At 72.2% G+C, this 11,925-nt stretch carries 12 protein-coding genes; 5 read left to right on the forward strand and 7 right to left on the reverse strand.

Annotated features, from left to right (window positions below; all coding sequences use genetic code 11):
• Positions 1–57 precede the first annotated feature (57 nt).
• The gene (locus HUT19_RS32135) at positions 58–312 is read right to left on the reverse strand and encodes a hypothetical protein (RefSeq protein WP_176183808.1); all 255 of its coding nucleotides are present in this window, start codon (positions 310–312) and stop codon (positions 58–60) included.
• Between the two features lie 775 nt (positions 313–1,087).
• Between HUT19_RS32135 and HUT19_RS32140 the strand changes: the two genes are divergently transcribed.
• From HUT19_RS32140 to HUT19_RS32155, 4 genes are all read left to right on the forward strand, one after another.
• Complete coding sequence (locus tag HUT19_RS32140; protein ID WP_176183809.1) at positions 1,088–2,137, forward strand: LysR family transcriptional regulator; 1,050 nt, start codon at positions 1,088–1,090, stop codon at positions 2,135–2,137.
• A gap of 170 nt (positions 2,138–2,307) precedes the next feature.
• Entirely contained in the window at positions 2,308–3,090 is a 783-nt protein-coding gene (locus tag HUT19_RS32145) for an SDR family oxidoreductase (protein WP_176183810.1), read from the forward strand.
• 170 nt (positions 3,091–3,260) lie between these two features.
• The gene (locus tag HUT19_RS32150; protein WP_176183811.1) at positions 3,261–4,904 is read left to right on the forward strand and encodes an AMP-binding protein; all 1,644 of its coding nucleotides are present in this window, start codon (positions 3,261–3,263) and stop codon (positions 4,902–4,904) included.
• Positions 4,905–4,924: 20 nt separating this feature from the next.
• Positions 4,925–5,518 (forward strand): TetR/AcrR family transcriptional regulator, encoded by a 594-nt coding sequence (locus HUT19_RS32155; protein WP_176183812.1) that lies wholly within the window; start codon positions 4,925–4,927, stop codon positions 5,516–5,518.
• 61 nt (positions 5,519–5,579) lie between these two features.
• Here the strand turns inward: HUT19_RS32155 and HUT19_RS32160 are convergent, their stop codons facing one another.
• On the reverse strand, positions 5,580–6,794 hold the full coding sequence (locus tag HUT19_RS32160) for an acyl-CoA dehydrogenase family protein (RefSeq protein WP_176183813.1): 1,215 nt from the start codon (positions 6,792–6,794) through the stop codon (positions 5,580–5,582).
• A gap of 6 nt (positions 6,795–6,800) precedes the next feature.
• Positions 6,801–7,823 carry a phosphotransferase family protein gene (locus HUT19_RS32165; RefSeq protein WP_176183814.1) on the reverse strand — a complete coding sequence of 341 codons (1,023 nt, stop codon included), beginning with the start codon at positions 7,821–7,823 and terminating at the stop codon, positions 6,801–6,803.
• Positions 7,824–8,039: 216 nt separating this feature from the next.
• Here HUT19_RS32165 and HUT19_RS32170 point away from each other — a divergent pair, with 216 nt between their 5' ends.
• Positions 8,040–8,966, forward strand: a complete 927-nt coding sequence (locus tag HUT19_RS32170) for an NADP-dependent oxidoreductase (RefSeq protein WP_176183815.1) — start codon at positions 8,040–8,042, stop codon at positions 8,964–8,966.
• A 736-nt stretch (positions 8,967–9,702) separates the two neighbouring features.
• Here the strand turns inward: HUT19_RS32170 and HUT19_RS32175 are convergent.
• Genes HUT19_RS32175 through HUT19_RS32190 form a run of 4 tightly spaced genes read right to left on the reverse strand, consistent with a single transcriptional unit; the run spans position 9,703 to position 11,754 of the window.
• A complete protein-coding gene (locus HUT19_RS32175; protein ID WP_176183816.1) occupies positions 9,703–10,035 on the reverse strand; it encodes a DUF202 domain-containing protein in 333 nt (110 codons plus the stop codon).
• Between the two features lie 4 nt (positions 10,036–10,039).
• Positions 10,040–10,450 (reverse strand): YidH family protein, encoded by a 411-nt coding sequence (locus tag HUT19_RS32180; protein WP_176183817.1) that lies wholly within the window; start codon positions 10,448–10,450, stop codon positions 10,040–10,042.
• Positions 10,447–10,983 (reverse strand): NUDIX hydrolase, encoded by a 537-nt coding sequence (locus HUT19_RS32185; RefSeq protein ID WP_176183818.1) that lies wholly within the window; start codon positions 10,981–10,983, stop codon positions 10,447–10,449. Before HUT19_RS32185 ends, HUT19_RS32180 begins: the two co-directional genes overlap by 4 nt.
• A 27-nt stretch (positions 10,984–11,010) precedes the next feature.
• Positions 11,011–11,754 (reverse strand): hypothetical protein, encoded by a 744-nt coding sequence (locus HUT19_RS32190; RefSeq protein WP_176183819.1) that lies wholly within the window; start codon positions 11,752–11,754, stop codon positions 11,011–11,013.
• Between the last annotated feature and the right edge of the window lie 171 nt (positions 11,755–11,925).

The following is an 11,925-nucleotide window of genomic DNA, read 5'->3' on the forward strand; positions in this document are numbered from 1 at the left end:
CCGGTGACCATACGACACACCTACGGCGCGCGTCGATCAATCCGCCAGCCGTTCGCCTTACCCGGATTGCGGCCCGTCGCCGAGGGAGGATTGAGTACTCTGCCAGCCCTCGTGCTGATCCCGCCAGGGCGAGCTCTCGTAGAGAGCTGTTTTCGTTTCCGGCAACGGCAGGCGGAGAACCTGGGAAGCCACATACATTGTTTCGATGGGGGACATTCCGAGGTCACGCAATTCTCGGAACACCTCTTCGCGTTCGGTCAATCCATCGCCGGTGAAGCGTGCCGCGAGTGCGTCCAGACGTGATCGATCCATGGTCACCTTCCTCCGGGTAGCGGGCGGGCCGGATCGTCGTAGCGGTGGTGGTGGTAGCGGAGGCCGGTATCCGGGTCGGCGTAGTGGCAGGGGGGAAGCGAAGGGGGCGGACGATGCTGCCGGTCGGGCCGGTGAGAGGAGTGCCCCAGAGCGTGCTACGGGCCCGCCGGGCGAGGGTGCCGTCCGGGGTGACCCGCTCGGCAGGCGTACCGGCAAGGTCCGTGACGACGGCGTGGGAACGGGTGGTCGAGTTCGCGGGTCCCGGTGATGGAGCCGTCGGGACGATAGGTGGAGGAGCGGTGCTGGAGAAGGTCGTCCTGGGGCGAGGCGGTCAGGCTCCGACCGCCAGTCGGCCCGCCGTCGTCGCCGTAGCGCATGCGGCCGGAGAGGATGCCGTCCGGGCCGATGCCGCGCAGGACGCGTCCGCGGTGGTCGTAGACGTAGGCGTAGCAGGTGCCGTTGCGGTCGGCCCGGGATGTGATGCGGCAACGTGAACATCCGTGGCTCCAGGGGTCCGCCCACCGCGTGTCTCGAACCCTCGGGCCAAGCCGAGCCGTCCCCCTGAGCACGACTGAGCACGACTGAGCACGACAGCAATCTTCACACGGGGCGCGTGGTCCTGTCGTGTGACCTCCGCGGCACCGTGGGTTGGTTGAATTACTGGCCACAAATCTCCGGAATAGCCCCGCTGTTCTCGCGATCAGTTCTCCGGATGGCCCTGCACTATGCTGCGAACAGTTATTGCGTGACGGAATGCTCTCACCGGAAGGCCGGAATGCCCCTCAGTGATCGGTGGCGGTTCCCCGCGGTACTGCTGGACACCACGATGGACCAGCTCCGCACACTGCTCGCGGTCCACGAGGCGGGTACCGCGCTGGGTGCTGCCCGGCTGCTGGGCCGGGAGCAGTCCAGTGTGCAGAAACAACTCGACACCCTGAACCGGAACTTCGGGACGCTGTGCGGGGAGCCGCTGGTGCTCAAGCGGGGGCGGAGTCAGAACGTGCTCTTCACCGCGACCGGGGAGAGTCTGGTCGGCCTCGCGCGCGGCACGCTGAAGGACTGGCAGGAGGGGGTGCACGACTGCCGTCGGCGGCTCGGCAGCCGGCTGGCGGTCGGTTCGACCCGCTACACCCTCGGATTTCTGCTGAACGCGGTGGAGCTGGTGACCGAGGACTTCGACCGCCGGGGGGTCGAGCTGAAGGTCGAGCACGTCCGCACCCGCGATCTGCTGGAGCGGCTGGACTCCAAGGAACTGGACCTGGTCTGCGGCAGTGTGCTGACCCCCGCGGGCCACGACGGGCGGCTCGACGGCTTCGAGGTGATGGAGTGGCGGCGCAGCGGTCTGTCGCTGGTCACCAATCTCAGCCCGGAGGAACTGCCGGGGCCCTCGATGGCGGTGGGGCGGCTGCCGGAGCTGCCGCTCGCGGTCTCGGCCGACGGGCTGATACCGGGCTTCCTGCGCGGGTGGTTCGGTGGCCGCTACCGCCAGGAGCTGCATATCGCGGCCGAGATCGACACCGTGCAGTACGGGCTGGATCTGCTGGCCTCAGGTGTGCTGCGCGGCTGTGTGCTGGTCACTCAGGGGATCGGGGACGCGGTCGCGGACGGACGGCTCCAGGCCGGTGCCGGGCTGCGGACGCTGGAGCTGGAGGACGACATCGGGCCGGAGCTCGAGGTGCTGGTCGGGGTGTTCGTCCGGGCCGGGGAGCGGGCCGCCCAGGACGCCGCCCATCCGCTGAACGTCCTGTGGAGCGCGCTCGCCGGGGAGAACGCCCGGTGGCGCCGGGTGATGCGCAAGGACCGGCCGGAGAAGTCCGGGGCGTAGCGTGGCCGCGCCCCCGGGCCCCACGGCGGCGCTCCCGGCCCGATCGGCCCTGGCGGGATCCGTTCCGTGACATATGTTCGCCGGTGAGACCTCTTCCGTTTCAACATACCGACTGGTTAGTCTGCCGATGCAGTCGAGCCTGCCGCGTCGATCCGAAGGAGCGTCCGATCGTGGGTACCGTGCGTGGAGCGCGCGTTGTCGTCACCGGGGCGGGTGGCGGTATCGGTGCCGCCCTGGCCCGCCGTTTCGCCGACGAGGGCGCCCAGGTGGTGGTGAACGACCTCGACGCCGCCAAGGCCGCGTCCGTGGCCGGGGAGATCGGCGCGATCGCGGTCCCCGGTGACGCCTCCGGCATCGTGCCCGAGGCCCGTGAGGCGCTCGGCGGAACCATCGACATCTTCTGTGCCAACGCCGGGGTCGCCCACTCCGGCGGCCCCGAGGCCGACGAGGCGCTGTGGGAGCGCTCCTGGGACGTCAATGTGATGGCCCATGTCCGGGCGTCCCGTGCGCTGCTGCCGGAGTGGCTGGAGCGGGGCAGCGGGCGGTTCGTGGCCACCGTGTCCGCGGCCGGGCTGCTCACCATGGTCGGCTCGGCCCCGTACAGCGTCACCAAGCATGCCGCGCTCGCCTTCGCCGAATGGCTTTCGGCCACCTACCGCCACCGCGGCATCGGCGTCCACGCCGTCTGCCCGCAGGGCGTGCGCACCGACATGCTGGGCAGCACCGGTGACGCGGGTGACCTGGTGCTGGCGCCCACCGCGATCGAGCCGGAGCAGGTCGCCGAGGCCGTTCTGAAGGGCATCGACGACGAGCGGTTCCTGATCCTTCCGCACCCCGAAGTGGCCCGCTATTACGCTGCCCGGGCCACCGACCCCGACCGGTGGCTCGACGGCATCAACCGGGTGCAGCGCACGCTCGAGGGGCAGCGTGCGTCCGGTCAGCCCGTCGGCTGAGCCGCCCTCTTCCGCTTCATCCAGTTCTGTCCTGCCCGTTATCTCCTCTTTACTTCCGCCCCGTTCTACCCCATTTCATTCCGTTCCGTTCCGTCGCCCGGAGTCTCTCCCTCAGCTCCGTCCCCGCTCCGCCTCCGCACCCCACCCTCATCCACGACAGGGGCCGCCTCATGACCACCTACCAGGACCAGCCCTGGCTGTCCCAGCTCACCCCGGAACAGCGCGAGCCGATAACGCCGCGGACGAGCGTGCTGCACGCCTTCCGCGAGGCCGTGCACACCGCCCCCGACCACCCGGCGCTCGCCTACTTCGACGGGCGGCTGAGCTACCGCGAGACCGACGAACTCTCCGACGCCATCGCCGGCCACCTCGCCGAACGCGGCTTCCGCCCCGGCGACCGGCTCGCGATCATGCTCCAGAACACCCCGCAGTTCGTCCTGGCGCTGCTCGGCACCTGGAAGGCGGGAGGTGCGGTGGTACCGGTCAACCCCATGTACAAGGCGGGCGAACTGCGCCATGTCCTGACCGACGGCGAGGTGACCGCCCTGGTCTGCTCCCGCCACGCCTGGGAGGAGTACGTCCGGGACACCGCGGCCGCCTCCCCGGTGCGCATCGCGCTGACCGCCGACGCCCATGACCTCCAGTCGCGCGACGACGAGCGGGTGCTGCGCGACGGGCGGATACCCGTACCCGAGGACACCCGCGACCTCCTCGCGGTCGCGCGCGAGGGCGCCCGTCCACCGGCCGTCCCCGCCCCGGGCCGTGACGACATCGCCCTGATCAGCTACACCTCCGGGACCAGCGGCACCCCCAAGGGAGCGGTCAACACCCACGGCAACATCGCCTACAACGCCGACCGCCAGCACCTGCTGCACGAGCTGCCCCAGGGCTCGACGATCTTCGCATTGGCGCCGCTGTTCCACATCACCGGTATGGTCTGCGAGCTCGCCTCCTGTATCTCCGGCGCCGGAACCCTGGCCCTCGCCTACCGCTTCGAGACCGGCGTGGTCCTCGACGCCTTCGCCGAGCACCGCCCCGCCTACACCGTCGGCCCCTCCACCGCCTTCATGGCGCTCATGGCCCACCCCAAGGCCGCCCGCGACCACTTCTCGTCCTTCCGGATCATCTCCTCCGGCGGCGCCCCGCTGCCGCCCGCGCTGGTCGAGCGGTTCGAGTCCGCTCTGGGCCCGTATCTGCACAACGGCTACGGACTCACCGAGTGCACCGCCCCGTGCGCCAGTGTCCCGCCCCACACCCGGGCCCCGGTCGACCCGGTTTCCGGCACCCTCGCGGTCGGTGTCCCCGGTGCGGACACCGTCGTCCGTATCGTGGATGAGGAGGGCAAGGAGGTGCCCTTCGGCGAACCCGGCGAGATCGTCGTGCGCGGCCCCATGGTGGTGCCCGGCTACTGGCGGCGCCCCGAGGCGACCGCGGCCGCCCTCCCCGACGGCGAACTGCGCACCGGCGACATCGGCTTCATGAACGCCGACGGCTGGCTCTTCGTCGTCGACCGCAAGAAGGACATGATCAACGCATCCGGCTTCAAGGTGTGGCCGCGTGAGGTCGAGGACGTGCTCTACACTCACCCCGCCGTGCACGAGGCGGCCGTCGTGGGCAAGCCCGACGAGTACCGGGGGGAGACCGTCAAGGCGTATGTGAGCCTGCGGCCGGGGGCCGACGTCACGCCGCAGGAGCTGTCCGCCTACTGTGCGGAACGGCTCGCGGCGTACAAGTACCCCCGTGAGGTGGACATCCTGCCGGAGCTGCCGAAGACGACGAGTGGCAAGATCCTCCGACGGGAACTGCGAGGATAAGAGAGATCGGGGTGGCGACGATGGCCAGAGCGACGGAGAGCGACGCACAGCCGGTGCCGCAGCGGCTGCTGGCCGCTGCCACCCGCCTCTTCGCGGAGCGCGGATTCGACCGGACGTCCGTCCAGGAGATCGTCGAGGCGGCGGGCGTCACCAAGGGTGCGCTCTACCACTACTTCGGTTCCAAGGACGATCTGCTCCACGAGATCTACGGCCGGGTGCTGCGGCTCCAGCAGGAGCGGCTCGACGCCTTCGCGGGCGCCGACGCCCCGGTGGAGCGGCGGCTGCGGGACGCGGCGGCCGACGTGGTGGTCACCACCATCGAGAACCTCGACGACGCCACCATCTTCTTCCGGTCGATGCACCACCTCAGCCCGGAGAAGCACAAGCAGGTGCGCGCCGAGCGCCGCCGCTACCACGAGCGGTTCCGCGCGCTGATCGAGGAGGGCCAGCGGTCCGGGGTGTTCAGCTCGGACACCCCGGCCGATCTGGTGGTGGACTACCACTTCGGCTCGGTCCACCACCTGGGCACCTGGTACCGCCCCGGCGGACCGCTCAGTCCCCAGCAGGTCGCCGACCATCTGGCGGATCTGCTGCTGCGTGCCCTGCGACCCTGACCGGTCGCGCAGCGATGGGGGCGCCCGCTCCATGAGCGGGCGCCCCCATCGCTCGTCCGTACTACTGGTACTTCCTCAGCTCACGCCGTGCCAGCGACCGCTGGTGCACCTCGTCCGGGCCGTCCGCGAGCCGCAGCGTCCGCGCCGCCGCCCACAGCTCGGCCAGCGGGAAGTCCTGGCTGACCCCGCCCGCGCCGTGCAGCTGCACCGCCCGGTCCAGGATGTCCACCACCGTCCGCGGGGTGGCGATCTTGATGGCCTGGATCTCGGTGTGTGCCCGGCGGTTGCCGACGGTGTCCATCAGCCAGGCCGTCTTCAGCACCAGCAGCCGCAGCTGCTCCACCGCCACCCGCGAGTCCGCGATCCACTCGTGGACCTGGCCCTGCCGGGACAGCGTGGTGCCGAAAGCGGTACGGGACAGGGCGCGACGGCACATCAGCTCGATGGCACGCTCGGCCATGCCGATCAGCCGCATGCAGTGGTGGATCCGGCCGGGGCCGAGCCGGGCCTGGGCGATGGCGAAGCCGCCGCCCTCCTCCCCGATGAGGTTGGACACCGGGACCCGGACGCGGTCGAAGACCACCTCGGCATGGCCGCCGTGGGAGTGGTCCTCGTAGCCGTAGACCCGCATCGCGCGGCGGACCTCGACCCCCGGGGTGTCCCGCGGCACCAGCACCATCGACTGCTGGCGGCGCACATCGGCGCCCTTGGGATCGGTCTTGCCCATCACGATGAAGATCTTGCACTCCGGGTTCATCGCCCCGGAGATGTACCACTTGCGGCCGCTGATGACATAGTCGTCGCCGTCGCGCTCGATCCGGGTCTCGATGTTGGTCGCGTCCGACGAGGCGACCTCCGGCTCGGTCATCGCGAACGCCGACCGGATCTCGCCCGCGAGCAGCGGCTCCAGCCACTGCTTGCGCTGCTCCTCACTGCCGAACTGGGCCAGCAGCTCCATGTTTCCGGTGTCCGGGGCGGCGCAGTTCAGGGCGGTGGGCGCCAGGTGGGGGCTATGGCCGGTGATCTCCGCGAGCGGGGCGTACTGGAGATTGGTCAGCCCCGCCCCGTACTCCGCGTCGGGCAGGAACAGGTTCCACAGCCCCTGCCCGCGGGCCTCGGCCTTCAGCTCCTCGACGACGGCCGGGGTGTCCCACGGGGACGCGAGCGCGGCGCGCTGCTCCTCGGCGACCGCCTCCGCCGGGTGCACATGCTCGGCCATGAAGGCGAGCAGTCTGGTCCGCAGCTCTTCGGTACGGGCGTCGCATGCGAAGTCCATGAGGTCTCAGTTCTCCTGGAGGGTGGTCAGACCGTGGTCGATGAAGCCCGGCACGATGTCGCCGATGCGGTCGAAGCCCGCGCCGACGGTCTGTCCGAGAGTGAAGCGGTAGTGGATGCCCTCGAGGATCACCGCCAGCTTGAAGTAGGCGAAAGCGGTGTACCAGGCGACGCCGCTGACGTCCTGGCCCGAGCCCTCGGCGTACCGTTGGACCAGCTCGTCGGTGCCGGGGTGGCCGGGGGCGCCGGAGGTGCTGGAGATCGGGGAGCCGGGGAGGGTCGGATGACTGCTGTACATCACGATCAGACCGAGGTCGGTCAGCGGATCGCCGAGGGTGGACATCTCCCAGTCGAGAATCGCCTTGATCCGGTCGTCGGCGCCGACCAGGACGTTGTCCAGCCGGTAGTCGCCGTGCACCACGGTGGGCGCGGGGGACACGGGCAGCGCCTTGCCGAGCCGGGCGTGCAGTTCGTCGATACCGGGCAGGTCACGGTTGCGCGAGGCGGCCAGCTGCTTGCCCCAGCGGCGCAGCTGCCGCTCGAGGAAGCCCTCGGGCCGCCCGAAGTCCCCGAGCCCCACCTCGGCCGGATCCACCGAGTGCAGCGCCACCAGCGTGTCCACCAGGGACAGCACCACGCCCCGGGTGCGCTCCGGGCCGATCGCGGAGAGCTCCTCGGCGGTGCGGTAGGGGGTGCCCTCGACGAACTCCATGACGTAGAACGGCGATCCGATGACCGACTCGTCCTCGCACAGCAGCACCGGCTTCGGCACCGGCACACTGGTTGGATGCAGTGCGCTGATCACCCGGTGCTCGCGCCCCATGTCGTGAGCGGTGGCCAGCACATGGCCCAGCGGCGGGCGGCGGACCACCCAGCGGGAGGTGCCGTCGGTGACGGTGTAGGTGAGATTCGACCGGCCTCCTTCGATCAGCCCGGCGCTCAGCGGCCCGCGCACCAGCCCCGCCCGCTCGCGGTCGAGATGGGCGCGGAGCCGCTCGAGGTCGAGCCCTGGGGGGTTGCCTGCGTTCATCGAATCTCTTCCTCCGGGGGAGAACGGGCGAACGGTTCCGACTCATGATGCCGACCAGTCGGTATGTAGTCCAGTGCGGGGGTCCGTGACGGAGCCCATGCGGCCCCGGTTTGCGCGGAGGCGACCGGAGAAGGAGCGTCGAAGGGAGGCCGACCGGCACCGAACCGGCACCGAACCGGCACCTGGCACCTTTAGGGAACCGCAAGGAGCGCCACCATGAAGGCCATCAGCTACCACCGCTACGGCGGCCCCGAGGTCCTCGACTTCGGCGAGGTCCCGGACCCCAAGGTCGGCCCCGACTCCGTGCTGATCCGGGTCCGGGCCGCCGCCGTGAACCCCGTCGACTGGAAGGCGCAGGCCGGGTATCTGGACCCGGTCCTGGACGCGGTCTTCCCCGTCATCCCCGGCTGGGACGTCGCCGGGGTGGTGGAGCAGCCGGGCCCCGCGGTGACCGAGTTCCACCCCGGTGACGAGGTGATCGGATACGTCCGCGAGGACTTCCTCTCCCGGGGCACCTTCGCGGAGTACGTGGCCGCGCCCCTGCGCACCCTCGCCCGCAAACCCCGCAATCTGTCCTTCGCCCAGGCCGCGGGCATCCCGCTGGCCGGGCTGACGGCCTACCAGGCGCTGACCGGGGCGCTGCGGGTCACCGAGGGCGACACCGTTCTGGTGCACGCGGCGGCGGGCGGGGTGGGCTCGATGGCGGTCCAGCTCGCGCGGCACATGGGCACGCGGGTCATCGGCACCGCGAGCGAGCGCAACCACGACTATCTGCGCACGCTGGGCGCGGAGCCCGTCACCTACGGGGACGGGCTCGCCGACCGGGTGCGGGAGCTTGCGCCCCGCGGGGTGGACGCGGTGCTCGACCTGGTCGGCGGCCAGGCGCTCACCGCCTCCGCGGAACTCCTCGCCCGCGGCGGACGGCTCGCCTCCATCGCCGACCCGGAGGTGCTGGGCCTCGGCGGCCGCTACGTCTTCGTCCGCCCCGACCCCAACGACCTCCAGGACCTCACCGACCTCGCCGAGCGCGGCGCCCTCGGCGTGGAACTCGCCGCCGTGCTCCCCCTCCCGAGAACGGCGGAGGCCCAGCGCCTCAGCGCCGAGGGCCACACCCGAGGAAAGATCGCCGTCACGGTGGACTAGGCCCGGGCGGCAGGGTAGGCAGCCGCGGGCTCCTGGACCTCGTGTGATCCGCGGCGGCCGGGCGGGGGCGGACCCGGACCGTACACGGATCCGGTCTGCGACGCATCGCCCAGTGGCGCCACGCGGTACTACACGTCTCGGTGGCAGGACCGGGGCTCACGGCGGGGTCGGCCCGTCGCCTCGGGCGGGCGGTCCGGCCCACGCCGCGCGGCTGCTGTTCGGCTGCCCGCGCGGCAGCGGTGGCGCAGTGCCGCGGGCCCGCGCCGAACGTGCGGACCGGGGGCCGCCCTGCGACACCGGCGTCGTGCGGGGGCCATCCGGTACCGCCGGGTGCGGGGACCCCGCGGTACCGGGCGGTACCGCCGGGTGCGGGGGTCCTGCGGTACCGGCCGTGGTGCGGGGGTGCGCCGCGGCGGGGCCGGGTGTCGGGTGCGGCCGCCATGCGGTACCGGCGTGGGGCGGCACGGGTCGTGGTGCGGGGGTCATCTGGCAAGGCCGGGTGTGGGGGTCTCCGCGGTACTGGCCGTGGTGCGGGGGTGCGCCGCGGCGGGGCCGGGTGTCGGGTGCGGGGGTCCCCGCGGTACCGGCGTGGGGCGGCACGGGTCGTGGTGCGGGGGCCGTCCGGCAAGGCCGGGTGTGGGGGTCCCCGCGGTACCGGCGTGGGGCGGGGGTGCGCCGCGGCGGGGCCGGGGCCCTCGGGGCGGCCGTCGTGCGCGGACAGTCGCACGGCGGCACGTCAGCGGAGCGTCGCCGCGCCGAAGAGTGCCATGGCCAGGACGCAGCCGACCGCGACCACGGCCGTCCGCGGGGACAGTGCGGGCGGCCGTGGTGCGTCCATGGTCCGGATGCGGCGGTGTGCCACGCCCAGGAAGGTCAGCCAGGCCAGGACGGCCAGGGCCAGGCCGAGCAGGGGGAGCGGGCCGGTGCCCGAGGACACCGTCTGGCGCCCGGCGAGCGAGGCGGCCACCGCGCACGCGAGCGTCGTACGCCGCCAGGCCAGCCGGGTGCGCTCCGGCTGGAGCCCGGGGTCCCGCGTTCCGCTTCCGCCCGGGTCATTCCCCTCCGGCACCGGCTCACACACCCCAGCCGAAGGCGACCACCAGCACCATGCCCAGCGCGACCACCCCGACGGCCAGCCCCAGCACCACCGGAAAACGTGAGCTGGGCAGATCCGCGCCGCGGCGCATGGCCCGTTCACAGCGGACCCAGTGGTTGATCGCCCGCAGGGCGCACAGCGCGCCGCCCGCCAGCAGGACCAGGGCCAGCGCGAGCCGCAGCGGGCGGGTGGTGTCCGTCAGGAACTGGTCGACCGCGAAACCGCCGCCCACCAACGCCATCGCCGTCCGCAGCCAGGCCAGGAAGGTGCGCTCGTTGGCGAGCGAGAAGCGGTAGTCGGGGGTCCGGCCCTCCTCGCGGAGGCGTTCGGGGGCGAACCAGAGCCTGACCTCGGCGAGCGTGCCCCTCGGCGGGCGGGGGCCGGTCACGGGGCGAGCCTCTCGCGGCGCCACTCCAGCAGCCGCCGGTACGCCTCCGCCCCGTCCGGCACCCACTCCCACTCCGGGAGCCGGCGGGTCAGCTCCTCCTCGGTGAGAAAGGCGTGCCAGGCGATCTCCTCGACCTGCGGGGCGACCGGACGCTCGCAGCGCACCTGGTAGACGCGGCTCCACCAGGTGTGCTCCGGCGTCTCGTAGAGGAAGGAGAACAGCGGTTCGGGCATGGGCAGATCGGTGACGCCCAGTTCCTCGCGCGCCTCGCGCAGGGCCGCGTCGTCGTAGCTCTCGCCCGCGCCGACCACCCCACCGACGAACATGTCGTAATGGGACGGAAAGACGATCTTCTGCGGAGTGCGTCGGTGGACGAAAACCCGGCCCCGGGCGTCCCGTACGAGCACGAAAACGCAGCGGTGGCGCAGCCGGTCGGCCATGGCGTCGGCGCGCCGGGCCTGGCCCACCACGCGGTCCCGCTCGTCCACGATGTCCAGCAGTTCGTCGGCGGAAGGCGGCTCCTGATCAGGCATGCCGCCATACAAGCAGATCGCGGGCGATCAGCGCCGGTGGCCACCGCCCCAGTGGCCCGGTCCGCCGTGGCCGTTGCCCTGCCCCTGGCCGTTCCCGCCGCCGGGTCCTCCGTCGTACCGGTGCTGGCCGTGGCCCTGGCCGCCCTGGCCCTGGCCGGACGCGTCGTCGTGCCGCTCGGCGTACGCGCGGGCCCAGCGGCGCAGCTGCTCCGCCTCGTCCTGCCAGTCGCCGGACCGTCCCGGCTCCCGCGACGGCCGGTCCTGCCGGGCCGTCGCGGAGTGGTCCTGTCCGGAGGGCGACGAACCCGTGCCGCTCTGCCCGGATCCGCCGGACGGCGGTGCGGCGGCCCGGTCCGCGGCGGCCGGAGCGGTCGGTGCGGGCGCGCGCGAGCCGCGCAGCGGGGCGTCGCCAACCGCCGACTCACCAAGCGAGGCGGTGTGCGCGTCGGGCCGGTCGGGGGCGGCGGAGGAGGTGTCGGGCGCGGCGGCGGGCTGCCGCGCGTCCTTGCCCATGAGCAGGAACAGCGCGGTGGCGGCGCCGGTCGCGGAGAGCAGAATCGCCCCGGCCGCGGCCTTGCGGCGGTTGTCCGCCGGGCGGCGGCGGGCGTGCCGGGGGCCGACCACCTCACCCCGGAGCACCTGCGGCACCTCGTCGGCGCCGGGCCCGGCGGCTTCGACGGGCTGCGGGCCGGGTGTGATCAGGGTCGGATTCACCACGCGACGTTCCGCCTGGGGCGGCGGCCCGGAGTGCTCAAGGGAGCGGTCAGCCATGGGTGTTGATGATGCACCGTTGGCCGAATGCTGTCCAATCTCGGTGAACGATTGTCGCCTTTTGTTGTACAAGGCGGTGTCGTCCGGGAGTTGGGCGGCCGGAAAGCGCTCCCACGGCGGGTTGACGGCATACCGGTCGGTAGGGAGGATCACAGCGACGACACCGTCGGC

Origin of the sequence: Streptomyces sp. NA02950 (genome assembly GCF_013364155.1) — a bacterium.
In the GTDB taxonomy this organism is placed as follows: Bacteria; Actinomycetota; Actinomycetes; order Streptomycetales; family Streptomycetaceae; genus Streptomyces.